This is a genomic window from Pseudaestuariivita atlantica (genome assembly GCF_001205715.1).
GTDB lineage: Bacteria > Pseudomonadota > Alphaproteobacteria > Rhodobacterales > Rhodobacteraceae > Pseudaestuariivita > Pseudaestuariivita atlantica.
The window spans coordinates 102,458-125,621 of record NZ_AQQZ01000005.1 but is presented as its reverse complement, the minus strand read 5'-3'; the positions used below and the strand labels follow the sequence as shown (position 1 = coordinate 125,621).

Below are 23,164 nucleotides of genomic sequence, written 5' to 3'. Positions count from 1 at the left end.
ATGGGCGGCCTCGCTATTCCCGCGCGGTGAGGGTCAGGTCGACCGGCTGAAGGCCGTCGACCGTACCGTGCAGCACGTCGCCTTCGACGACCGCCGCCACGCCTGCCGGCGTACCCGTCATGACGAGGTCGCCGGGCGCGAGGTGGTAGAGCGTGGAGAGGTGCACGAGGATGTCGGTCACGTCGTGGATCATGTCATCGAGCGTGGCGTCCTGCCGGACCTCGCCGTTCACCGTCAGCCGGATCGCCTTGCCCGCGAGCGGGCCAGCCGCGTCCTTGCGGGTCAGGCCCGACAGCACGACCGCGCCTTCGGCATCCTTGGAGATGTCCCACGGGCGGCGGGTTTCCTTGGCCTTGGCCTGCAGGTCCCGGCGGGTCATGTCGAGGCCCGTGCCGTAGCCGAAGATTGCCGCCTCGGCCTCGTCCCGCGTGGCGCGGAAGAGGGGGGCGGAGAGGGCGAAGGTGAATTCCATCTCGTGGTGGTAGTCGTCGGTCGCGGGCGGGTAGGGCAGCGTGGCACCCGACTGCACGGCATGGACCGGCGTCTTGGTGAAGTAGAACGGCGCCTCGCGGTCCACGGTCGCGCCCATTTCGGCGGCATGGGCGGCGTAGTTGCGCCCGACGCAGAAGATGCGGTTCACCGGGTAGGTGGCGTCCTCTCCCGTGACGGGCAGGGCGAAGACGGGGGCGGGATCGAACAGGTGTGTCATGGGCGAGGCTCCTTCACCGCGCGTGGTGCCTGAAGGGCGCGGGCACCGCAAGGGCGAGGGCGATCAGATGTCGAGCGCGTTGGCCTTTTCCCAGTCGGTGAAGTGGCCCATGTAGTCGGTCCATTCCGCGTGCTTGAGTTTCAGGAAGGCGTCCGAACACTCGTTGCCAAGCGCGATGCGCAGGTCGCTGTCCTTGTGGAAGGCGCGCAGGGCGTCGAGCAGGTTGAGCGGCAGTTTCTTGGCCCCGCGCGCCTTTTGCGGTTCGGCGTACATGTCGTTGTCGCGGCGCGGGCCGGGATCGGCCTTGGTCGCCAGCCCCGACAGGCCCGCCGCGATGATGACGGCCTGCAGCAGGTAGGGGTTGGTCGACCCGTCTGGCAGGCGCAGTTCGAACCGGCCCGGACCGGGCACGCGGACCATGTGGGTGCGGTTGTTGCCCGTCCACGAGATGGTGTTGGGTGCCCATGTCGCCCCCGAGGACGTGACAGGCGCGTTGAGGCGTTTGTAGCTATTCACGGTCGGGTTGGTGATCGCGGACATGCCCGCCGCGTGGCCGATGATCCCGCCGAGGAAATGGTAGCCTTGCTGGGAGAGGCCCAGTTCGTCGCCGTCATCCTCGAACGCGTTGGTCTTGCCGTCCATGTCCCAGACCGAGATGTGCGCGTGGCAGCCGTTGCCGGTGAGCCCCGGCATGGGTTTGGCCATGAAGGTGGCGCGCAGCCCGTGCTTTTCGGCGACGGATTTGGTCATGAACTTGAAGAACGAGTGCTTGTCGGCGGTCTTGAGCACGTCGTCGAATTCGAAGTTCATTTCGAACTGGCCGTTCGCGTCTTCGTGGTCGTTCTGGTAGGGGCCCCAGCCGAGGTCGAGCATGTAGTCGCAGATCTCGGCGATGACGTCGTAGCGGCGCATCAGGGCCTGGCTGTCGTAGCAGGGTTTGGCGGCGGTGTCGTAGGGGTCGGACAGGGCCGAGCCGTCTTCGGTCAGCAGGTAGTATTCGGCCTCGACCCCCGTCTTGACGCGCAGGCCCTTCTCCGCCGCCTTGGCGATTTGCGCCTCCAGCACGTTGCGCGGGGCCTGGGAGACTTTCGCGCCTTCCATGACCGGGTTGGCGGCGACCCAGGCGACCTCGGGTTTCCAGGGCAACTGGATGACGCTTGAGGGGTCCGGCACGGCGAGCATGTCGGGGTGGGCCGGTGTCATGTCGAGGTAGGTGGCGAAGCCAGCGAAGCCGGCGCCTTCCTCCTGCATTTCAGAGATCGCGGCGGCGGGGACCAGTTTGGCGCGCTGGCCGCCGAACAGGTCGGTGAAGGAGATCATGAAGTATTTGACGCCATTCTGGCTGGCGAAGCTGGCGAGATCGGTGGTCATGTGGGTCTCCTTCTTGGTCGTGTCATTTGAGCGTTGCCCCAGCGCGGAATCAAGGCCGCAGGCCGCCGCGCATCGACGGGCCCTCCCACGGCCCGGCGATATGTCTGCCACCAGCGCATCGTCCGCCGCTTATTCGGTTTGTCAGGCATAAAGTGCCCGGGAGGAACGGACGGATCGCCGGTCCAGGCCCCGTCGGGGCGCGGCTCATGTGCCGGGGATCCAGTTGGTGCCCGACAGCGGGACCTGCGCCATGGCCGCCGCCTCGATCGTTAGGGCGCAGAGGTCTTCGGGTTCCAAGTTCAGCACATGGCTTTTGCCGCAGGCGCGGGCGATGGTCTGCGCTTCCAAAGTCATCACCTTGAGGTAGTTTCGCAGCCGCCGGCCCGCCGCTTCGGGGTCGAGGCGCGAGGCCAGTTCCGGGTTCTGCGTGGTGATGCCCGCCGGATCGTTGCCTTCGTGCCAGTCGTCATAGGCCCCCGCCGTGGTGCCCAACTTCTGGTACTCGGCCTCCCAACGGGGATCGTTGTCACCCAGCGCGATCAGGGCCGCGGTGCCGATGGAGACGGCATCGGCACCCAGAGCCAACGCCTTGGCCACGTCCGCGCCCGTGCGCACGCCGCCCGACACGACCAGCTGAACCTTGCGGTGCATGTCGAGGTCTTGCAGCGCCTGAACGGCGGGGCGGATGCAGGCAAGCGTCGGCTGGCCGACATGTTCGATGAAGACGTCCTGCGTGGCCGCGGTGCCGCCCTGCATCCCGTCCAGCACAACCACGTCCGCGCCCGCCTTCACCGACAGGGTCACGTCGTAATAGGGCCGCGCGCCGCCGACCTTGACGTAGATCGGGACCTTCCATCCGGTGATCTCGCGCAGTTCGAGGATCTTGATCTCGAGGTCGTCCGGCCCGGTCCAGTCGGGGTGGCGGCAGGCGGAGCGTTGGTCGACGCCCTTGGGGAGCGTCCGCATCTCGGCCACGCGGTCGTTGATTTTCTGGCCCAACAGCATCCCGCCACCGCCGGGTTTCGCGCCCTGTCCCACGACGATCTCGATCGCGTCGGCGCGGCGCAGGTCGTCGGGGTTCATGCCGTAGCGGGAGGGGAGGTATTGGTAGACCAGCTTGTCGGAATGGCCGCGTTCTTCGGGCGTCATGCCGCCGTCGCCGGTGGTGGTGGAAGTTCCTGCGGCGGAGGCTCCGCGCCCCAGTGCTTCTTTGGCCTGCCCGGACAAAGCGCCAAAGGACATGCCCGCGATGGTGATGGGGATGTCGAGCTTGATGGGGTTCTTGGCGAACCGGGTGCCGAGGGTCACGTCGGTCCCGCAGGCCTCGCGATACCCTTCGAGCGGGTATCGCGACATGGACGCGCCAAGGAACAGAAGGTCGTCGAAATGCGGGACGCGGCGTTTCGCGCCGCCGCCCCTTATGTCGTAGATGCCCGTTGCCGCCGCGCGGCGGATGTAGCTGTTGGTGTGGTCGTCGAACGTCCACGGGGTGACGGGGGTGGTGCGTGGTGTCTGGTCCATCAATAGGCCCCCGCGTTGTCGATATCGAAGTTGTAGAGTTTCCGGGCCGAGCCGTAGCGGCGGAAGGAGGCCGGGTCGGCATCGCATTCGCCCGCCTCCAGCAGCCGCGCGAGGTGGTCGAGGTGTTCGGGCCGCATCTCCTTCTCGATGCAGTCGGCACCGAGCGATTTGACCGAGCCACGGACGAAGAGTTTCGCCTCGTAGAGCGAATCTCCCAATGCATCGCCCGCGTCACCGCAGACTACGAGCGATCCGGCCTGACCCATGAAGGCGCTCATGTGGCCGACGTTGCCGTGCACGACTATCTCGATCCCCTTCATGGAAATGCCGCAGCGGGAGGACGCGTTGCCCTTGATGACCAGGAGGCCGCCATGCCCCGTGGCACCTGCATATTGCGAGGCATCGCCCTCGATCACCATGCGGCCGGACATCATGTTCTCGGCCACGCCGGGGCCGACCGATCCGGTGACGCGGATCGTCGCCTCCTTGTTCATGCCGCCGCAATAGTAGCCGGTGGTGCCGTCCACGGTGACGTCGATGGCGGCATCCAGCCCGCAGGCGAGCGCATGGGCGCCGCGCGGGTTGAGGATGGTGAAGGCCTGGTTGCTGCCCGCGCCTTCACCTTGAAGGGCGGCGTTCACAGCGCGGAGTTCGGATTGGGCGAGGTCGAGCGTCTGCATCAGTGTTCCCAGAAATAGACGGTGGCGGGTTCAGGTTCCCAGACCCTGGCGGCCTCGATCCCCGGCAGGGAGACGAGCGCGCGGTATTCGCTGCCGAAGGCCACGTACTGATCGGTTTCTGCCAGCACGGCGGGTTTGCAGGCGATGGGGTCGCGCAAGACGCCAAAGCCGGTCTTGGTGCCGACGACGAAGGTGTAGAAGCCGTCGAGATCGCGGATGCCGGCCTCCAGCGCCTCACCCAGCGAGGCCCCTTCGTTCATCCGGTGGGTGAGGTAGGCGGCGGCGACTTCGGTGTCGTTTTCGGTTTCGACCTCGACCCCCTGCCGTGCAAGGCGGCGGCGCAGGTCGTTGTGGTTCGACAGGGACCCGTTGTGGACGAGGCACTGGTCCGCGCCGGTGGAGAACGGGTGCGCGCCGAGCGTCGTGACGGCGCTTTCGGTGGCCATGCGGGTATGGCCAATGCCGTGGGTGCCGGCGAGGCGGGGCAGGTCGAACCGGTCGGCGACGCTGCGGGGCTGGCCGACTTCCTTGTAGATTTCAATGGCGTCACCCCGCGACATCAGCCGCAGGTCGGGCCGGGCGCGGATTGCGGCGCGGAGGGCATCCGACCCGTCCGCCGGGACCGACAGGATCAGGTGCGTGTCGGTGCGGGTTGCCTGCACCGGGTGGCCGGTTTCAGTGGACAGCGCGGCGTCTAGCCCGGCAAAGGCCGCGTCCGGGTCGGCGGCCTGCACGGTGATCTTGACCCGGCCATCGTCACCGCCGCGATAGACCGCGATCCCCGCGCTGTCCGGCCCGCGATCCGACATCGTGACCAGCATGTCGGTCAGGTGCCGCCCAAGATCGGGGCCAAGCGATGGGTCTTTCAGGAACAGTCCGACAATGCCGCACATGATGCACCTCTTCGAAGATGCATCAAGCCTATCGGCGTTGCACCTACATTCAAGTGGGGCAAGTAAAATTCATCACGGGAACAATGGCTGTGCCGAGTTCACTGCGGGTAGCAGATGATCGACAGATAGCGGGCGGGCAGGTCGATCAACCCCTCGGGGCCGTGCGGCGCATCGGCGTCGAAGAACAGCGAATCGCCCGGTTCCAGCCGGAAGATCTTGGTCCCGTGGCGGTAATCGACGACGCCCGCGAGCATGTAGAGGAACTCCATCCCGTCATGCTGGAAGGTGGGGAACACGTCCGCCTCGGTCGACAGGGTGATGAGGTAGGGTTCGACCACGACGCCCGCGCTGGTCGACGGCAGGTGGCCCAGCAGGGAATACTGGTGCCCGGCGCGGGTGCCGGCGCGCTCTGCCTCGGCCCCGTCGCCTGCCTTGACGTGGCAGACGGCGCGCTCTTCCTCGAACCCGCGGAAGAGGGCGGTCATGGGCACCGACAGCGCGCGCGACAGGCTGAGGAGCGAGGTGAGCGACGGGGAGGTGGCGCCGTTCTCGATCTTGGACAGCATGCCGGGGGACAGGTTGGCCTCGGCCGAAAGCTGGGCGACGGTCAGCCCCTTGTGGTGGCGGAAGGCACGCACCTGCCGACCGATCGCGCTTTCCAGCACGCGGTCTGAGAAGGCTGAACTGCCGTGGGGATCCTGGGTAAGCGGCCGCATGGCCGGGAGAGTGCCAAGTCCTGCGCTATCGTCCAAGGGGCATGCTTGTCCTTCGGCGGGTTCTGGCCTAATTTCGGGAATATCCGTCGGGGTGCCTAAAAATTAGGCTGAGAAGTGCTCGTGCTGACCCGTCGAACCTGATCCGGGCAATACCGGCGTAGGGAACGGATGACCGGCCAGACCGCCGCCCGCTCCTCGTCCATGCCCAAGACCAAAGGAGGCGGGGCATGGCGCATCCCCCCATCGCACTGACCATCGCTGGCTCGGATTCGGGCGGAGGTGCTGGTATCCAGGCGGATCTCAAGGCGTTCTCGGCCCGTGGGGTGTACGGCGCGTCGGTCATCACGGCGATCACGGCGCAGAACACGCAGGCCGTCACCGCGGTGCACGCGGTGCCGGTGGACGTGGTGGCGGCGCAGATCGACGCGGTCCTGTCCGACCTCGACGTGGCGGCGGTGAAGATCGGGATGCTGTTTTCGCCCGAACTGGTGGACGTGGTGGCGCGGGGGCTGGAGGGGTTCGGCGGGACCGTGGTGCTGGACCCGGTGATGATCGCGAAATCGGGCGATGCGCTGTTGCAGGACGAGGCGGTCGCGGCGCTGGTCGAACGGATGGTGCCTCGCGCCGACCTGATCACGCCGAACCTGCCGGAAGCCGCGCGTTTGTTGGGCGATGCGGAGGTGACCGGCGATACCGGCGAGCGCCTGCTGGCGCTGGGGCCGAAGGCGGTGCTGATCAAGGGTGGACATGGGGAGGGTGATGTCTGCGAGGATGTGCTCCTCGGGCCTGATGGCCCGCGTCGCTTTGCGGCCCCCCGGATCGACACGCGGAACACGCATGGGACGGGATGTTCCTATTCCTCAGCCATCGCGGCGGAGTGTGCCAAGGGGCAGGACATGGCGGGCGCGGTCGAGGCGGCGCATGGCTGGCTGCACGGGGCGATCCGTGCGGCGGATGGGTTGCGCGTGGGTCACGGGCACGGGCCGGTGCACCATTTCCACGAGTTGTGGGCGTGAGCGCGCAGGTCACAATCGTCGGGGCCGGGGTCGCGGGCCTGTGCGCCGCGCGCGCCCTGGCGTGGCGCGGGGCGGAGGTGGTTGTGTGGGACCGCGAGGCCGCCCCCGGCCCGCATCATTGCTCGTGGTGGGCGGGCGGCATGCTGGCGCCCTATTGCGAGGCGGAAAGCGCGGAGCCGGAGGTGGTGGCCTGGGGCCAGTCCGCTGCCGACTGGTGGGAGCGGGCGGGAGCCGAGGTGACGCGGAACGGGTCTCTCGTGGTGTCGCTGACGCGTGACCGGGCGGACCTGGCGCGCTTTGCCAAGCGGACCGAGGGGTATCGGACGGTTGGTGCGGCGGGGATCGCAGAGTTGGAGCCGGACCTTGAGGGGCGCGTGTCGCAGGGGCTGTTTTTCGAGGCCGAGGCGCATCTGACGCCCCGCGCGGCGATGGCCGGGCTGCGCGCTGCCTTGCAGGCCGATGGTGTGCGGTTCCGCGTGGGCGAGGTGGAACCGGCGTCGCTGCCCGGCACGGTGGTCGACACGCGCGGTTTTTCCGCCCGTGATGTACTGGATGACCTGCGCGGGGTGAAGGGGGAGATGCTGGTGCTCTCCTGCCCGGAGGTGTCGCTGTCGCGCCCGGTGCGTCTGCTGCACCCACGGATGCCGTTTTACATCGTGCCGCGCGGTGGTGGCATCTTCATGCTGGGCGCGACGCAGATCGAGGCGGTGGGTGACCGGATCACGGCGCGGTCGATGATGGAACTTTTGAACGCTGCCTATGCTCTGAACCCGGCCTTCGGCGAGGCCGAGGTGGTGGAGATCGGCGTCGACAGCCGCCCGGCCTTCCCCGACAACCTGCCGCGCGTGGTGCGCGACGGGGCTGTGATCCGCGCGAATGGTCTTTTCCGGCACGGATTCCTGTTGGGGCCGTGGCTGGGGGAACGGGTGGCCGACATGGTGATGGAGGCGCGCGATGCACGTCGAGCTTAACGGCGAACGGGTCGAAACGGATGCGGCAACGCTGGCCGATCTTCTGGAAAGTCGGGGATTCGGCGGCAAGGTCGTCGCCACGGCGGTGAACGGGGATTTCGTGCCCGTGGGCCTGCGGGCCGGGACCGCGTTGAAAGACGGTGACCGCATCGAGGTGCTGGCACCGATGCAGGGAGGCTGAGGGATGCGGGATTTCTATGGAGTGACGCTGGACACGCCCCTGATGCTGGGCACGGCGCAGTATCCGTCGCCCGCGGTTCTGGCCGAGGCGTTCCGCTGCTCCCGTGCGTCGGTGGCGACGGTGTCGCTGCGGCGCGAGCAGGGGGGAGGGCAGGATTTCTGGTCTCTCATCAAGGAGTTGGGTGTGCACGTCCTGCCGAACACGGCGGGGTGCCACACGGTCAGGGAGGCGGTGACGACGGCGCACATGGCGCGGGAGGTGTTCGGCACGAAATGGATCAAGCTGGAGGTGATCGGGGAGGAGGACACGCTGCAACCCGACGTCTTTGGTCTGGTCGAGGCGGCGCGGGTGCTGTCCGAGGACGGGTTCGAGGTCTTTCCCTACACGACCGAGGATCTGGTCGTCGCGGGCAAGCTGCTGGATGCGGGCTGCAAGGTGCTGATGCCGTGGGGCGCGCCCATCGGGTCGGGGCTGGGGCTGAACAACCTATTTGGCTTGCGCGCGATGCGGGCGCATTTCCCGGACGTGCCGCTCGTGATCGATGCGGGCCTCGGCTTGCCGTCACAAGCGGCGCAGGCGATGGAGCTGGGATACGACGCGATCTTGCTGAACACCGCCGTCGCCAAGGCGGGGGATCCGGCGATGATGGCCGAGGGGTTCGCGCGGGCGCTGGAGGCTGGGCGGCTGGCATTCGACGCCGACCCGATGGAGCCGCGCGACATGGCCGCGCCCTCGACCCCGGTGATCGGGAAGGCGTTCCTCGAATGAGTTTGGCTCGGTTCTACCCGATCTTCGACAGCGCGGACTGGATCGCGCGGATGCTGCCCTTGGGCGTGAAGCTGGTGCAGTTGCGCGTGAAGGACCAGCCCGATGACGTCTTGCGCGCCGAGATCATCCGCGCGCGCGATCTGTGCCGCGAAGCGGGAGCGCAATTGGTGGTGAACGATCACTGGCAGATGGCGCTCGATCTGGGGTGTGATTTCGTGCATCTGGGACAGGAGGATCTGGACGAGGCGGACCTCCCCGCGATCCGCCGCGCGGGGTGCCGGTTGGGCCTTTCGACGCATGATGGTGCCGAACTGGACCGCGCATTGTCACATGATCCGCGCTACGTCGCGCTGGGCCCGGTTTATCCGACGATCCTGAAGAAGATGAAGTGGCACCAGCAGGGGCTGGGCCGCGTGACCGAGTGGAAGGCGCGGGTGGGTGACGTGCCCTTGGTCGCCATCGGCGGCATGTCGGTCGAGCGGGCGCAGGGCGCGTTCGTGGCCGGGGCGGATATCGTGTCGGCCGTGACAGACATCACGTTGAACGAGGACCCCGAGGCGCGGGTGCGGGCGTGGCTGGAGGCCTGTGGATGAGCCGGTATGCCCGCCAGATGCTGTTGCCCGAAGTCGGCGCGGAGGGTCAGGCGCGGCTGGCCGGTGCGCATGTGCTGGTGGTCGGCGCAGGCGGGCTGGGATGCGCGGCGTTGCCGTACCTTGCGGGGGCGGGCTTGGGGCGGATCACGATCCTCGATCCCGACCGCGTGTCGGAAAGCAACCTGCACCGGCAGACGCTGTTCCGCGAGGTGGATGTGGACCAGCCGAAGGCCCGCGTGGCGCGGGATGTGCTGCGGGCGATGAATGGCGAGATTGCGGTCGAGGGGCGGGTCGAGGCGCTGACGCCTGCGAATGCGAGTGCCTTGGTCGGCCCGGCGACCCTCGTTCTGGATTGCGCGGACATGTTCGCGGTCAGCTATACGCTGTCGGATGCGTGTCTTGAGGCCGGGACGCCGCTTGTCAGCGCGTCGGTTCTTGGAATGAGCGGTTATTGCGGCGGGTTCTGCGGCACCGCTCCGTCCTTGCGCGCGGTGTTCCCCGACCTGCCCGCGCAGGCTGCGAGTTGCGATACAGCGGGTGTGTTGGGGCCGATGGTAGGGATGCTGGGCGCGGCGCAGGCGCAGATGGCGCTGGGGGTTCTGCTGGGGCTGGAGCCGTCGCCGCTGGGGCAGGTCGTCACGATGGATGGACTGACCTGCCGGATGGGAGGCTTCCGGTTCGACGCCGCCCCCGAACCCGCGACCGGGTGGCGGTTCATTGCGCCAGAGGACGTGACGCCCGAGGATTTCGCGGTGGACCTGCGCGGCGCGGAGGAAGCGCCGCTGTTCCACCCGTCCGCGCACCGGCACCCGCCCGAGGCGGTGCCTACACCCGACACCGAACGCGCCATTCTGGCGTGCCGCACCGGCCTGCGCGCATGGCGCGCGGCGACCGATCTGGCGGCCCGCTGGGATGGAGAGATTGCACTGATCGCCATGGGCGACACCTGAAGGAGAAAACCACATGAAACACCTGTTGGCCGCGGCCTTTGCACTGATGGCCGTTCCCGCATTGGCGCAGGACAAGATGACTCTGCTGCTCGACTGGTTCGTGAACCCCGATCACGGGCCGATCCTCGTGGCCGAGGAGCTGGGCTATTTCGCGGACGTGAACCTCGACGTCGAGGTCATCGCGCCTGCGGACCCGTCGGACCCGCCGAAGCTGGTGGCGGCTGGCCGGGCCGATCTGGCGATCAGCTATCAGCCGCAGCTGCATTTGCAGATCCATGAAGGGCTGCCGCTGAAACGGGTGGGTACGCTGGTCGCCACGCCGCTCAACTGCCTGCTGGCGCTGGCCGACGGGCCGGTACAGTCGCCGGGCGATCTGAAGGGCAAGAAGGTCGGGTTCTCGGTCGGTGGGGTCGAGGAAGCGGTGCTGTCGGCGATCCTGCGCAAGTATGGTCTGTCGCTGGACGACGTGGAACTGATCAACGTGAACTTTTCCCTCTCGCCCTCGCTGATGTCGGGGCAGGTGGACGCGGTGATCGGAGCCTACCGGAATTTCGAGTTGAACCAGATGGAGATCGAAGGCGTCGAAGGGCGCTGTTTCTATGTCGAGGAAGAGGGCCTGCCGGCCTATGACGAGCTGATCTATGTCGCCAACCCCGAGCGGATGGATGTGGACAAGATCACCCGCTTCCTCGCCGCGACGGAGAAGGCGACGCAATACATCGTCAACAACCCGGAAAAGTCGTGGGAGCTGTTCTCCGGCACGTCGAAGGAGTTGCAGGACGAGTTGAACGCCAAGGCTTGGGTCGACACGCTGCCGCGGTTTGCCCTGCGTCCGGCGGCGTTCAGCGCGGGCCGGTATGCGGCGTTCGAGGCGTTTCTGGCCGAGGCCGGGCTGATCCCGTCGCAGAACCCGGTCGACATGATCGCCGTGGACCTGACGGCGGAATGAGCGGGCCGGACTATGGCGCGACCTTCGGCGCGTGGCGCGCGGCCTGCCCGCATTGGGCGGCCTATACGCGCCACGCCTTTGTCGAGGGTCTGAAGGACGGAACGCTGCCGCGCGCGGCGTTCCTCCACTACCTCGTGCAGGATTACGTGTTCCTCGTGCATTTCTCGCGCGCGTGGTCGCTGGCGGTCGTGAAGTCGGAAACGCTGGACGAGATGAAGGTTTGTGCGGGCACCGTCGATGCGCTCGTCAATCACGAGATGGCCTTGCACGTGGAGACCTGTGCGGGCGAGGGGCTGACCGAGGACCAGTTGTTCGGCGCGGTCGAGGAGGTGGAGAACCTCGCCTATACCCGGTTCGTCATGGATGCGGGGGTGCAGGGCGATTTCCTTGACATGATGGCGGCGCTGGCGCCCTGCGTCATGGGCTATGGCGAGATCGGCGCGCGGCTGGCCGGGTCGGGCGGGCCGTACTCCGCGTGGATCGAGACCTATGCCGGGGAGGAATACCAGGACGTGTGCCGCGCGGTGGGTGTGATGATCGACACAAGCGTGGCGCGGCGCGTGGGTGATTTGGGCGTGTCGCCGAGGGTTGTGGCTCTGCAATCGCGGTTCGACATGGCGACGCGGCTGGAGGTCGGGTTCTGGGACATGGGGATGCGCGGGGCGTGACGGCCCCGCCCGCCATAGAGGTGCGCGGCACGCTGCGCATGGACGGGCGGGACCTGTTCCGCGACCTGGACCTGCGCATAGCGCCCGGCGAGTGGACCTGCCTGCTGGGCCCATCGGGCGTGGGCAAGTCCACTATCCTGCGGCTGATCCTCGGGCTGGAGACGGGCGGCACCTTTGACGGGTCGGTCACGGCGAGTGACGGGCAGGCGCTGGAGGGGCGCTGCGGGTACATGGCGCAGGAGGATTTGCTGCTGCCGTGGCGCGATGTGCGCGGGAATGTCGGGCTGGGCGCGTCCCTGCGGGGTGTGCCGGTGGACGCGGCGAAGGTCGACGCGCTGATCGCGCGGGTCGGACTGTCGGAGCATGCCGACAAGACCCCGCGCGCCCTTTCGGGCGGCATGCGGCAGCGTGTGGCGCTGGCGCGGACGCTGATGGAGGATCGCCCGGTCGTGCTGCTGGACGAACCGTTCTCGGCCCTCGATGCGCGCACACGGGCGGACATGCAGGAACTGGCGGCGGATGTGCTGAAGGGGCGGACGGTGCTGCTGGTCACCCACGACCCGGCAGAGGCGATCCGGCTGGGCCATCACGTGCACGTGCTGACACAGGCAGGGCTTTCTGGCTGGCCGGTGCCCGAAGCCGATCCGGTGCGCGACGTGCAGGCGGCGGAAACCCAACGCGCGCAGGCCGATCTGCTGGCGCATCTGCGGGCGATCGCGACATGAGGCGGCTCGACCTTCTTCTGGCGCTGGGCGTGGGGCTGGCGATCTGGCAGGCGCTGGTGTGGATCACGGGTGCGCCGCATTACATCCTGCCCTCGCCGTGGCGCGTTGCGCAGGCGGCGTGGTCCTCGCGCGAGATCATTGCCGAGAACGCGTGGGTCACCGCGCTGGAGGTCGCGCTGGGCCTTGTGCTGGGCACGGTGCTGGGGCTGGTCACGGCGGTGCAGTTGATGATGTCGAAGACGGCGGAGCGGGTGATGCTGCCGATCCTCGTCTTCACGCAGGCGGTGCCGGTCTTTGCCCTCGCCCCGATCCTGACGCTGTGGTTCGGCTACGGGATCGCGTCGAAGATCGTGATGGCAATCCTGATCATCTATTTCCCGGTGACTGCGGCGGTGTTCGACGGGCTGCGGGCGACGCCTGCGGGGGTCGTCGATCTGGGCCGCGTCATGGGCGCGGGCAAGTGGCGAGAGTTGTGGGTGCTGCGCTTGCCGCATGCACTGCCGTCGATGGGGACGGGCCTTCGGCTGGCGGCGGTCTATGCGCCCATCGGGGCGGTGATCGGCGAGTGGGTGGGCGCGTCGAAGGGCCTAGGATATTTGATGCTGCTGGCGAACGGGCGAGCGAAGATCGACCTGATGTTCGCGGCGCTGATCACGCTGGCGGTGCTGACGGTGCTGCTGCACTGGGCGGTCGGCATATTTGCCCGGCGGCTGGAGGCGTTTGCGCGCGGGGGCTGACTTTTTTCGTACGAAAAAAGTGGGTGCGCTCAGGTCCAGATGCGGCCGCGCGGGGTGTCGGCGTATTCTGGCCAGTCGAGGTCGATGGGCGGGGCGTAATCGCAGAGCGGCGGGATCGGGTTTTCGGATGTCCGGCGGTGGAACTCGTCGCTCGCTGCGCCACGCGCCTCGTCGTCCTGCAGAAGCCGGAGCGCGGCTTGGGACAGCGTGCGGGCGGCGGTGAGGATCGTCGGGTCGATGCAGGCAGGCAGGCCGCCAAGGGCGTTCATCGTCCACGGCGGGTACGGACCGCCGGTGAGCGTGGGACGCGCGATGTAGAGCCGCGCGGTGGGCGCGTGCCACGTCATTTCGGTGTAGTCGTCGGACGTGCTGTTTGACTGCGAGGGGGGCAGGTCGCGGCGCAGGATGGCCTCTGCTTCTTGCGGGTCGGTGAGGGTTTCGAGGGCGGTGTTGGGCGCGTAGGTCGTCGCTTCGCCGGTGGCGTTCGCCTGCACCTCGGCCATCAGCCTGTGCGCGGCCTCGGACCAGCGGGGCGGGCCGGCGGCCTGCAATGCGTCCCATGTCACCTGCGCGATGGCGTGGTTGGCGAGGCCCGGACGGGATTTCGAGACCCAGATCTTTTCCCACGAACACCCCGTGGACGCGGCGGCGGCTTCGGCCAGCGTGTCGAGCCGAGCGGTGACGGTTTCGGCCTCTTCCACCGTAGAGGTGCGGATCATGTATTGCAGGTCCGCGCGGGTTTCGGGGAGGTTGTCGGCGGTGGCTTGGCCTGCGGCGAGGATCGCCTCGGAGATCGACCAGCCGCCGCGATGGGGCAGCATCGCGTCGCGGGTCAGGCGGGCCGATTGGTACATCTGCACCAGCGCGTCCTGCGCCCCCGGCGCGCGCACGTCGGAATGGGCCTGCGGGATGGGGGGCGTCGGGTGAGGATCACCCGACCTACGGGCGCTGGATGTAGGTCGGCTGCTTGTCAGCCGACCCCCTTGCCAGAGATGCGGCGCGTCGCATCGGAAGCGGTAGACCATCGAGAAGGCCGCGCCGCAATGCGTGTCCCACCGGACCGTGTTGCAGAGCGGGTCCATGTAATACGGGTGGAAGGACAGCGCGGCGTCGAGGCCGTCGTAATATCCGGCGGCGGCGTGGATCGGCTTCGATCCGCGCACCTTTTCGGCGGGCTCACCCGTAAAGCGCAGGGTGCCGGGGATGCCGTGGTGCTGCATCGCGGCCTTGGTGGCCAGCAGCGCGCCAAGCGCGCCGATGCCAAGCGCGGAGTGCGGGTCTGTGTGGCCGCCCGCGCGGGTGGTGAGGCCTGTGCGGGGTTCTTCGCGGGTGGAGGCCGCCTGGCACTGGCCGGGGATGCCGTCGTACTCGGCATACATCAGGATCGTGGGGCCGGGGCCGTTCGACCAGTGCGCGCAGAATGCGGTGGGCATGCCGCCCGAGCCTTCCTCTACATCGAACCCCTCGCGGCGGAGGCGGTCGACATACCACGCGGCAGAGCGGTATTCGCGCCACGCGGTCTCCCCGTATTCGAAGATCGTGGCGCACCAGTCGGACAGGTCGGCGCGGTGCGCGTCGATCCATGCCCAATGCGCGCTCATGCGGCGAGGTCGCGGTGGACCATCTCGATCGCGCGGCCAAGGCGGTCGACGATGGTGTCGACGTCCCTTTCGGTGATGATGAGCGGCGGCGACATGATGTTGAGCGGCCCGATGGGACGCACGATCAGGCCCAACTCTTCGGCCTTGTCCGAGATGCGCTTGCCGATGTTGACCTCGTCGGGGTGCAGCGCGCGGGTCGCCTTGTCGGCCACGTTCTCGATACACATCATCAGCTTGCGGCCCCGGACCTGTCCGACGGTGGGCAGGTCGGCGAGGGTGGCGAGCTGATCCTCGAAATAGGGGCCGATCTTGCGGACATGGGCGAGGATTTCCTCGCGTTCGAGGATCTCAATGTTCTTCAGGGCGGCAGCGCAGCAGACCGGGTGACCGGAATAGGTGTAGCCGGACGTGTACCAGCGGCTTTTGTCGCTGCTGATCGCGTCATGGATGCGGTCGGAATAGATCATCGCACCCAGCGGCAGGTAGCCCGATGTCAGGCCCTTGGCCGAGCAGATGATGTCGGGCTGCACGCCGAATTCGTCCCGCGACGCGAACCAGTGGCCAAGGCGGCCCCACGCGGTGACGACCTCGTCCGCGACGAAGAGGATGCCGTGGCGCTGGCAGACCTCCCACATCGCCTTGAAGTAGCCTTCGGGCGGGACGATCACGCCGCCCGCGCCCATGATCGGTTCGGCGAAGAACGCGCCGACGCGGTCCGCGCCGACCTCGGCGATCTTGGCTTCGAATTCGTCCACCAGCCATTGCGTGAATGTGGCGTCGTCCATCCCCGCGCCCACGCGGTAGGGATAGGGGGCCGAGACGTGGTGGATCGTGTCGCTGAGGTAGTGGAATTCCGGTGCCCGGTCGCCGGGCTTGTTGCCGATCGACATCGTGGCAAAGGTCGACCCGTGATAGCCGTTGTCGCGGGCTATGACGTGGCACTTTTCCGGGCGGCCGATCGAGGATTGGTAGAACTGCACCATCCGGTAGGCGCTGTCGACGGCGGTGGAGCCACCGGTGGTGAAGTGCACGCGGTTCAAATCACCGGGCGCGAGTGACGCGATCTTGGCGGCAAGGAGCGCAGCGGGCGTGTTCGTCATGTCGACAAAGGTCGAGGAAAACGCCAGTTCGCGCACCTGGTCGGCAATGGCATCGGCCATCTCGTCCCGCCCCAGCCCGATATTGGTGCACCAGAGCCCGCCGACGGCGTCGAGGTAGCGTTTGCCGTCGATGTCTTCGAGCCACGCGCCGTCTCCGCGCGCGATCACAAGCTGCGGATCGGCTTCGAAGGCTTCGAAGTTGGTCCAGGGGCGCAGGGCGTGGCGTTTGTCATGTGCGGCGACGGTCGCGGCGAGGTTGGTCATGGGAGCTCCTTTCCCCTTTGCTGTAGCCAACTCAAAACTTGAAATCAATTCCAATTTGTGCGACCGAAGGTCATGGGATTGAGAGACGAGCAGAAATCGACCCGGCGGGCGGCCATTCTGGACGCGGCGGCGGGGCTTTACCTTGAACACGGGTTCGATCCGGTGCGGGCCGAGCAGATCTCGGATGCGGCGGGGGTGTCGACGGCGACGGTTTACAATTATTTCGACGGCAAGGGCGACATCCTGATGACACTGCTGGTGCGGGAGGCGGAGGCGGTGCTGGACGCGACCCGCGCCCTTGCAGGCGATCCGCCGCCCTCGGCCATGGAGGCGTACCACGCCTGTTTCGCCGCGTGGTTCGAGCCGCGCGACATGCTGGGCAATCGCGACCTGTGGCGGCAGGGGATCGCGCATGCGTTTTCGGAAACCGGGACCGAGGCGGCGTCGCGCTTTCGCGAGGTGGATCGCGAGCTGTGCGCCTGCCTTGTCGAGATGACGGTGCGGTTGAAGGAGCGCGGGGCATTGCGCGGCAATGTCACGCCCGCGCCCTTTGCGACGGCGCTGTTCAACACGGTGAACATGCTGTTCTTCGAGTATTCGCGGGACGCGGACATGACGCTTGATGCGTTGCGCGGGGCGGTGGAAGGCACCGTGACCGCCATCGTCAGCCTGGCCGAGCCGGGGCGGGTCGCACGCGGCTGAACGCGCTTGCCAATGGGCGGGTGCGCAGCCAATGTTGGCGCCGATCACCGATAGAGAGACCTGCATGCTGCCGGGCATCACGACATCCGAAATCTACGCCTCGCTTTACGGCGATGCCGAGGTCGCCGCCTGCCTTGATGACGCGACACAGGTGCGCGCGATGATCCGGGTTGAGGCGGCTTTGGCGCGGGCCGAAGGCGCGGTGGGCGTCGTTCCGGACGAGGCGGCCGCGCGATTGGCGGAGGCTTTGGATGGGATCGGGATCGCGCCGGGGGACCTCGCCGAAGGGGCCGCGCAGGCGGGCGTCGTGGTGCCGGCGCTGGTTGCGGCGTTGCGCAGGGGATTGCCGGACGACCTGGCGCATTGGGTGCACTGGGGGGCGACCTCGCAGGACATCGTGGATACCGCCATGGTCCTGTGTCTGCGGGACGCGATGGACGCGATCGCGGCGCGGCTTGTGCGGGTGATCGACGGGCTTCAGCGCCTGTCGAACGCGCAGGCGGTACAGGTAATGGCCGGGCGCACGCGGGGTCAGGTGGCGACGCCCGTCACCTTCGGCCTGAAGGCCGCGCGCTGGGCGCAGCCCCTGCTCGGGGCCGAGGCGGGGCTGGACGCCCTGGCGCGCGCGCTCTTCCGTATCCAGTTCGGCGGGGCATCGGGTGCGGGCACGGCGATCGCGCCGCACGGGCCCGCCGTGGGCGCGGCCATGGCGCGGGAACTGGGCCTGCATGACGCGCCGCCATGGCACACGGATCGCTCGCCCTACCTTGCGCTCGCGGCGTGGGCGCAGGGCGTGGCGGCGGGCCTGTCGAAATGCGCGGGCGACGTGATCCTGCTGGTGCGGTCCGAGATTGCCGAGGTCACGGCGGGCGCGGGTGGAGGTTCGTCCACCATGCCGCAGAAGGCCAACCCGGTCGGAGCAGAGGCGATCCGGGCGCTGGCGGTCCTTTGCGGGCAGGCGGCGCAGGGCCTTGCCGGGTTCGCGGCCCATGCCGAGGAGCGGGATGGCACCGCGTGGCCGCTGGATTGGGTGTATCTGCCGCAACTGGTGGTGAGCCTCGGCGCGGCCCTGCGGCATGCCGAGGCGCTGGTGACCTCGCTGGACCCGAGGCCGGACCGGATGGCGGCGACGCTGGCCGCGCATCCCGGCGTCATGGCGGAGGCCGCGAGTTTCGCGCTGGCACGCCACATGCCACGGGCGGAGGCGCAGGCGCGGGTCAAGGCGGCCCTTGCCGGTGAAACGCCGATGGCGCAGGCATTTGCGGATATAGACGAGGACTGGGCGGCGGTGCTGGACCCCGCATCGGTCATCCCGGCCTGCCGGGTGGAAGCAACGCGCGTCTTTGCCACGCGCCAGAGATGGAGCGGCTCATGGCCGAGGTGACTGCCGAAGCGCTTGCAGCGGAACTGGCCGCGTTGCCCAAGGGCAGGCGGACGCTGGTGGGGATCGCGGGGGCGCCGGGCGGTGGCAAGTCGACCCTGGCCGACATGCTGGCCGATACCCTGAACGCAGGCGCGCCGGGGCGCGCGGCGGTCATGGGCATGGACGGGTTCCATTTCGACGACCGGGTGCTGGAGGCGCGCGGCGACCGGGCCCGCAAGGGCGCGCCGCACACGTTCGACGTGGGCGGACTGGCCGCGATGCTGGCGCGGCTGAGATCGGGCAAAGAAGATGTCGCGGTGCCCGTCTTTGACCGCGAGATCGAGATCGCGCGGGCCGGGGCCGCGATCATCCCCGCCAGTGTCGACGTCGTGCTGGTCGAGGGTAATTACCTTCTGACCGACCAAAACGGCTGGGCCGCGCTGCGCGACGCCTTCGACCTGCGCGTCATGGTCGAGGTGGACCGCGACGAGCTGGAACGCCGGTTGATGGCGCGCTGGACCGGGTTGGGCATGTCCGTGGATGCGGCCCGCGCCAAGGTGGCCGACAACGACCTGCCGAATGGCGATTTCGTGCGGGAACACAGCGTCGGGATCGACCGCGTCGTGCGGGACGGATGACCGTGCAAGTCGCGCTGATCGGCCTGGGCATGGTGGCAGGCACCTATGCCGACGCTTTGCGCAACCTGCCGGGTATTTCCTTGCGGAGCGTCCATGCACGGTCGGAGGACAGCCGCGAAAGGTTCCTCGCCGCGCATCCCGATCTTGGCGCGAGGGCGGTGGCGGATATTGCCGGGATCGCCGCGGATGACGAGGTGGATTTCGCCATCCTCACCACCCCGCCCGACGCGCGCATGGAGGCGGTCGCGCGCCTTGCGGCGGCGGGCGTGCCGATCCTGATGGAAAAACCGGTGGAGCGCACGCTGTCTGCCGCCACCGCGCTGGTAGAGACCTGCGAGGCCGTGGGCGTGCCCCTTGGCATCATGCTGCAGCACCGCGCGCGGCCCGTCGTCGCCGAGTTGCGCGCGCGGCTGGAGGACCTTGGCCCCCTGCGCGCGGTCGAGGTCGCGGTGCCGTGGTGGCGGGAACAGGCCTATTACGACGCGCCGGGGCGCGGCAGCTATGCCCGCGACGGCGGCGGTGTGCTGATTTCGCAGGCGATCCACACGTTGGACCTGATGCTGTCGCTGGCAGGTCCGGTCGCGCAGGTGCAGGCCATGGCGGCCACGACCGGGTTTCACGAGATGGAGGCGGAGGATTTCGTCAGCGCGGGCCTGCGGTTTGCCAGCGGCGCGGTGGGCCAGCTGTTCGCGACCACGGCCAGCTTTCCGGGACGGGGCGAGACGATTACCCTGCACGGCGCGCAGGGGTCGGCACATCTGGAGGCGGGGGTGCTGCGGATCGACTGGCAGGATGGCCGGTTGGAGGAGATTGGCGCGGCGGCGTCCTCGGGCGCGGGGGCCGATCCGATGGCCTTTACCAGCGACTGGCATGGTCACGTGATCGCCGATTTCGCCGAGGCCATTGAGACCGGGCGGCCACCGCTGGTGCCCGGTCGCGCGGCGCTGGACGTGCATCGCCTGATCGACGCGCTTGAACGCTCTGCCCGCGCCGGGGCGGTTGTGGACGTGGCTTAGGTCGGGGGGGCGGGAATGGCGCTGAAACTGGGCGTTCTGGGTATCGATCACGGCCATATCTTCGGGATGCTGGGTCACATGCTGGCCGAGGGCTGCCGGTGCGAGGCGTGGTGGACGGATGGACCCGCCGTGACCGAGGAGAAGTTCCGCCAAACGTACCCCGATCTGACACGGGTGGAGGACCGGCGGCGCATCCTCGACGATCCGGCGGTGGACCTGATCCTGATCTCTGCCGTGCCTGCCGACCGCGCGGCGCTTGCCATCGAGGCGATGGAGGCGGGCAAGGACGTGATGGTCGACAAGCCCGGCTGCACGACGCCCGAACAACTCGCCGCGCTGCGCGAGGTGCAGGCGCGGACGGGGCGCATCTGGTCGGTCAACTTCTCGGAACGGTTCCAGGTGCCGGCGGTGACGCGGGCGGACGAGCTGGTGCGCGCGGGCGCGATCGGGCGGGTGGTGCAGACGCTGGGGATCGGGCCGCACAAGCAGAACCTCAAGACGCGGCCCGCGTGGTTCTTCGACCGGTCGCGGTATGGCGGCATCCTGTGCGATATCGCCTCCCACCAGGTCGACCAGTTCCTCCATTTCACCGGCTCGACCAGCGCGCGGGTTGTGCATGCGCATGTCGAGAACTCGACCGCTCCACAGCATCCCGGCTTCCAGGATTTCGGGGAAATGGGGCTGCGTTCCGACAAGGGGCATGGATATGTCCGGGTGGACTGGTTCACCGCGGACGGGTTGCCGACATGGGGCGACGGGCGGCTCTTCATCCAGGGCACGGACGGGTTCATCGAGTTGCGGAAATATACCGATATCGGGCAGCCGCACCGGACCAATACGCTGTACCTCGTGAACGGAGAGGAGAACGTGAGCATGGCCTGCGACGATGCGGGCCTGCCCTATTTCGCGCGGCTGATCGCGGATGTGCAGGACCGGACCGAAACGGCGATGCCGCAGGCCCATGCCTTCACGGCGATGGAACTGGCCATCGAGGCGCAGAGGATGGCCGAGGCGTGACGCGGCGGGTCGCCATCATCGGCGCGGGGATCGGGGCGCAGCATGTCGACGGGTTCGCGGCCTTGCCGGGCCGTTTCACGGTCGCCACGATCTGCGATCTGGACGGGGCACGCGGGAAGGCATTGGCCAGCGCGGCGGGCGCAGCGTTCACCACCGACATGCGGCAGGTGCTGGACGATCCCGGCATCGACATCGTGGATGTGTGCCTGCCACCGCATCTGCATCTGGATGCTTGCGAGGCGGCACTGGGCGCGGGCAAGGTGGTAATCTGTGAAAAGCCGCTGGTCGCGTCGCTGGCCGAGTGTGACCGGCTGGAGGCGGCGAGCCGCGCGGCCGGGCAGCCGGTGTTTCCCGTCTTCCAGTACCGCTTCGGGACGGGCAGCGCGCAGTTAAGGGCGCTGATCGCGGCGGGGCTGGCGGGCAGGCCGGTTGCGGGGTCGCTGGAGACGCACTGGAACCGGGATGCGGCCTATTACGCGGTGCCGTGGCGCGGGACATGGGCGGGCGAGCGGGGTGGTTGCGTGCTGGGGCACGCGATCCATATCCACGATTTGGTGTCGTGGCTGATGGGCCCGCCGGTGCAGGTGCAGGCAGCGCTGGGCAACCCGGTGCATGATATCGAGACGGAGGATAGCGCGGCCCTTACCTTCCGGTTGGAAGGTGGCGCGCTGGTCACGTCCTCGGTCACGCTGGGCGGGGCGGACGATCACTCGCGGTTGCGGTTGGTGTTCGAGGGCGTGACGGTCACCTCGGATACCGAGGCCTATGCCCCCGCCCGCGCGCCGTGGCGGTTCGTCGCCCGCGATCCAGTCGCGCAAGAGGCGGTGGACGCGGTGCTGGCAGGCGTCGGTCCGGTGCCGGCGGGATATGCGGGCCTGTTCGGGGCGGTGGCAGATGCGCTCGACGGCGAGCCCAGCGACGCGGTGACGCTGGCGGATGGGCGGCGGTCGCTGGAACTGGTCACCGCGATCTATCATGCGGACCGGACGGCGCGCGCGGTGGACCTGCCGCCTGGCCCCGGCCACCCACTTTATCACACATGGTTGCCGGAGGATGCGCGATGACCACCACCCATGACGCCGAGGAAGATGCCCGGAACCGAGACCTTTTGATCTGGGTGGATGGCGAGCTGGTGCATCGCGATGAGGCGAAGGTCAGCGTCTATGACAGCGGCTTCATGCTGGGGGACGGCATGTGGGAGGGGATGCGGCTCTATGACGGGGAGTGGGCGTTCTTCGATGCGCATATGGACCGGCTCTTTTCCTCGCTGAAGGCGGTGCGGCTGGACCTGGGGATGGGGCCGGAGGAGGTGCGCGCGCTGCTTGACCGGACGGCGGAGGCGAACGGGATGGTGGGTGACGCCCATTGCCGGCTGATGGTGACGCGGGGGGTGAAGGTGAAACCGTTCCAGCATCCGTCGCTGTCGCGGTCGGGGCCGACGGTTGTGGCGATTGTCGAGCATTCGCGGCCGGCCGAGGCGCTGTCGAAAGGCATCCGGCTGGCGAGCGTTCCGCAGGTGCGGGGATTGCCGCATAGTCAGGACGCCAAGTTCAACAGCCATTCCAAGCTGAACTGCGTGATCGCCTGCCTGCAGGCGGAAGCGGCGGGGGCGGACGAGGCGCTGATGCTGGACCCGCATGGCTTCGTGAACACGACCAATGCCTGCAATTTCTTTATCGTGCGGCGGGGGGAGGTTTGGACCTCGACCGGGGATTACTGCATGAACGGGGTGACGCGGACGAACGTGATCGCGATCTGCCGCGACGCCGGCATCCCGGTGTTCGAGAAGAACTATTCGCTGTACGAGGCCTATTCGGCCGACGAGGCGTTCCTGACCGGCACCTTCGGCGCGCAGACCCCGGTGTCGGCGATCGACGGGCGGGTGATCGGAGACGGCGCGGGTCCTGTCACGCGCGAGATCAGGAAGCGGTACAGGGCGCTGGTGGCGCGCAACGTGGCCGAACAGAAAGCCGCCCGCGGGCGCTGATCCCGAAAGGAGCGCGTGCCGCGCGCGT

25 protein-coding genes and 1 riboswitch are annotated in these 23,164 nt (G+C 68.1%); of the genes, 17 read left to right on the top strand and 8 right to left on the bottom strand.

Annotated elements, in window-relative coordinates:
- Window positions 1-13: 13 nt before the first annotated feature.
- The 6 genes from ATO11_RS12635 to ATO11_RS12610 form a co-directional block, all read right to left on the bottom strand.
- Entirely contained in the window at window positions 14-709 is a 696-nt protein-coding gene (locus tag ATO11_RS12635; protein ID WP_050531254.1) for a fumarylacetoacetate hydrolase family protein, read from the bottom strand.
- Between the two features lie 63 nt (window positions 710-772).
- Window positions 773-2,080 (bottom strand): type III glutamate--ammonia ligase, encoded by a 1,308-nt coding sequence (gene glnT / locus ATO11_RS12630; protein ID WP_050531253.1) that lies wholly within the window; start codon window positions 2,078-2,080, stop codon window positions 773-775.
- 204 nt (window positions 2,081-2,284) lie between these two features.
- Window positions 2,285-3,601, bottom strand: a complete 1,317-nt coding sequence (locus ATO11_RS12625; RefSeq protein ID WP_050531252.1) for an FMN-binding glutamate synthase family protein — start codon at window positions 3,599-3,601, stop codon at window positions 2,285-2,287.
- Window positions 3,601-4,281 (bottom strand): GltB/FmdC/FwdC-like GXGXG domain-containing protein, encoded by a 681-nt coding sequence (locus tag ATO11_RS12620; protein WP_050531251.1) that lies wholly within the window; start codon window positions 4,279-4,281, stop codon window positions 3,601-3,603. Before ATO11_RS12620 ends, ATO11_RS12625 begins: the two co-directional genes overlap by 1 nt.
- Window positions 4,281-5,174, bottom strand: a complete 894-nt coding sequence (locus ATO11_RS12615; protein WP_050531250.1) for a class II glutamine amidotransferase — start codon at window positions 5,172-5,174, stop codon at window positions 4,281-4,283. The genes ATO11_RS12620 and ATO11_RS12615 overlap by 1 nt, the downstream gene beginning before the upstream one ends.
- Window positions 5,175-5,272: 98 nt before the next feature.
- A complete protein-coding gene (locus ATO11_RS12610) occupies window positions 5,273-5,890 on the bottom strand; it encodes a helix-turn-helix domain-containing protein (RefSeq protein ID WP_082176288.1) in 618 nt (205 codons plus the stop codon).
- A gap of 77 nt (window positions 5,891-5,967) precedes the next feature.
- Window positions 5,968-6,071: riboswitch (TPP riboswitch) on the top strand.
- Between the two features lie 46 nt (window positions 6,072-6,117).
- Here ATO11_RS12610 and thiD point away from each other — a divergent pair.
- The 10 genes from thiD to ATO11_RS12560 are packed head-to-tail and all read left to right on the top strand — an operon-like array spanning window position 6,118 to window position 13,448.
- Window positions 6,118-6,906 carry a bifunctional hydroxymethylpyrimidine kinase/phosphomethylpyrimidine kinase gene (gene thiD, locus ATO11_RS12605; RefSeq protein ID WP_050531248.1) on the top strand — a complete coding sequence of 263 codons (789 nt, stop codon included), beginning with the start codon at window positions 6,118-6,120 and terminating at the stop codon, window positions 6,904-6,906.
- Window positions 6,903-7,877, top strand: coding sequence for an FAD-dependent oxidoreductase (locus tag ATO11_RS12600; protein WP_050531405.1), 975 nt, complete (start codon window positions 6,903-6,905; stop codon window positions 7,875-7,877). The genes thiD and ATO11_RS12600 overlap by 4 nt, the downstream gene beginning before the upstream one ends.
- Window positions 7,861-8,058 carry a sulfur carrier protein ThiS gene (gene thiS / locus ATO11_RS12595; RefSeq protein WP_050531247.1) on the top strand — a complete coding sequence of 66 codons (198 nt, stop codon included), beginning with the start codon at window positions 7,861-7,863 and terminating at the stop codon, window positions 8,056-8,058. The genes ATO11_RS12600 and thiS overlap by 17 nt, the downstream gene beginning before the upstream one ends.
- A 3-nt stretch (window positions 8,059-8,061) precedes the next feature.
- On the top strand, window positions 8,062-8,826 hold the full coding sequence (locus tag ATO11_RS12590; RefSeq protein WP_050531246.1) for a thiazole synthase: 765 nt from the start codon (window positions 8,062-8,064) through the stop codon (window positions 8,824-8,826).
- Window positions 8,823-9,419, top strand: coding sequence for a thiamine phosphate synthase (locus ATO11_RS12585; RefSeq protein ID WP_050531245.1), 597 nt, complete (start codon window positions 8,823-8,825; stop codon window positions 9,417-9,419). The genes ATO11_RS12590 and ATO11_RS12585 overlap by 4 nt, the downstream gene beginning before the upstream one ends.
- On the top strand, window positions 9,416-10,369 hold the full coding sequence (locus ATO11_RS12580) for a HesA/MoeB/ThiF family protein (protein WP_207382968.1): 954 nt from the start codon (window positions 9,416-9,418) through the stop codon (window positions 10,367-10,369). The genes ATO11_RS12585 and ATO11_RS12580 overlap by 4 nt, the downstream gene beginning before the upstream one ends.
- A 13-nt stretch (window positions 10,370-10,382) precedes the next feature.
- The gene (locus ATO11_RS12575) at window positions 10,383-11,318 is read left to right on the top strand and encodes an ABC transporter substrate-binding protein (RefSeq protein ID WP_050531243.1); all 936 of its coding nucleotides are present in this window, start codon (window positions 10,383-10,385) and stop codon (window positions 11,316-11,318) included.
- Complete coding sequence (locus ATO11_RS12570) at window positions 11,315-11,986, top strand: TenA family protein (RefSeq protein ID WP_050531242.1); 672 nt, start codon at window positions 11,315-11,317, stop codon at window positions 11,984-11,986. The genes ATO11_RS12575 and ATO11_RS12570 overlap by 4 nt, the downstream gene beginning before the upstream one ends.
- Window positions 11,983-12,711, top strand: a complete 729-nt coding sequence (locus ATO11_RS12565) for an ABC transporter ATP-binding protein (RefSeq protein WP_050531241.1) — start codon at window positions 11,983-11,985, stop codon at window positions 12,709-12,711. The genes ATO11_RS12570 and ATO11_RS12565 overlap by 4 nt, the downstream gene beginning before the upstream one ends.
- Entirely contained in the window at window positions 12,708-13,448 is a 741-nt protein-coding gene (locus ATO11_RS12560) for an ABC transporter permease (RefSeq protein WP_050531240.1), read from the top strand. The genes ATO11_RS12565 and ATO11_RS12560 overlap by 4 nt, the downstream gene beginning before the upstream one ends.
- A 29-nt stretch (window positions 13,449-13,477) precedes the next feature.
- Here ATO11_RS12560 and ATO11_RS12555 read toward each other — a convergent pair whose 3' ends face one another.
- Both ATO11_RS12555 and ATO11_RS12550 read right to left on the bottom strand, forming a co-directional pair.
- The gene (locus ATO11_RS12555) at window positions 13,478-15,049 is read right to left on the bottom strand and encodes a zinc-binding metallopeptidase family protein (protein WP_050531239.1); all 1,572 of its coding nucleotides are present in this window, start codon (window positions 15,047-15,049) and stop codon (window positions 13,478-13,480) included.
- A complete protein-coding gene (locus tag ATO11_RS12550; RefSeq protein ID WP_050531238.1) occupies window positions 15,046-16,413 on the bottom strand; it encodes an aminotransferase in 1,368 nt (455 codons plus the stop codon). The genes ATO11_RS12555 and ATO11_RS12550 overlap by 4 nt, the downstream gene beginning before the upstream one ends.
- Before the next feature lie 72 nt (window positions 16,414-16,485).
- On the opposite strand from ATO11_RS12550, the gene ATO11_RS12545 reads away from it, so the two are divergent.
- The 7 genes from ATO11_RS12545 to ATO11_RS12515 are packed head-to-tail and all read left to right on the top strand — an operon-like array spanning window position 16,486 to window position 23,136.
- Window positions 16,486-17,115 carry a TetR/AcrR family transcriptional regulator gene (locus ATO11_RS12545; protein ID WP_050531237.1) on the top strand — a complete coding sequence of 210 codons (630 nt, stop codon included), beginning with the start codon at window positions 16,486-16,488 and terminating at the stop codon, window positions 17,113-17,115.
- Between the two features lie 31 nt (window positions 17,116-17,146).
- Complete coding sequence (locus ATO11_RS12540) at window positions 17,147-18,499, top strand: lyase family protein (protein WP_050531236.1); 1,353 nt, start codon at window positions 17,147-17,149, stop codon at window positions 18,497-18,499.
- The gene (locus ATO11_RS12535; protein ID WP_207382967.1) at window positions 18,487-19,116 is read left to right on the top strand and encodes a nucleoside/nucleotide kinase family protein; all 630 of its coding nucleotides are present in this window, start codon (window positions 18,487-18,489) and stop codon (window positions 19,114-19,116) included. Before ATO11_RS12540 ends, ATO11_RS12535 begins: the two co-directional genes overlap by 13 nt.
- Window positions 19,113-20,132: a Gfo/Idh/MocA family protein gene (locus tag ATO11_RS12530; protein ID WP_050531234.1), complete on the top strand. Its 1,020-nt coding sequence runs from the start codon at window positions 19,113-19,115 to the stop codon at window positions 20,130-20,132. Before ATO11_RS12535 ends, ATO11_RS12530 begins: the two co-directional genes overlap by 4 nt.
- Before the next feature lie 15 nt (window positions 20,133-20,147).
- Window positions 20,148-21,149, top strand: coding sequence for a Gfo/Idh/MocA family protein (locus ATO11_RS12525; RefSeq protein WP_050531233.1), 1,002 nt, complete (start codon window positions 20,148-20,150; stop codon window positions 21,147-21,149).
- On the top strand, window positions 21,146-22,213 hold the full coding sequence (locus ATO11_RS12520) for a Gfo/Idh/MocA family protein (RefSeq protein WP_050531232.1): 1,068 nt from the start codon (window positions 21,146-21,148) through the stop codon (window positions 22,211-22,213). Before ATO11_RS12525 ends, ATO11_RS12520 begins: the two co-directional genes overlap by 4 nt.
- Window positions 22,210-23,136, top strand: coding sequence for an aminotransferase class IV (locus tag ATO11_RS12515; RefSeq protein ID WP_050531231.1), 927 nt, complete (start codon window positions 22,210-22,212; stop codon window positions 23,134-23,136). The genes ATO11_RS12520 and ATO11_RS12515 overlap by 4 nt, the downstream gene beginning before the upstream one ends.
- Window positions 23,137-23,164: the final 28 nt, after the last annotated feature.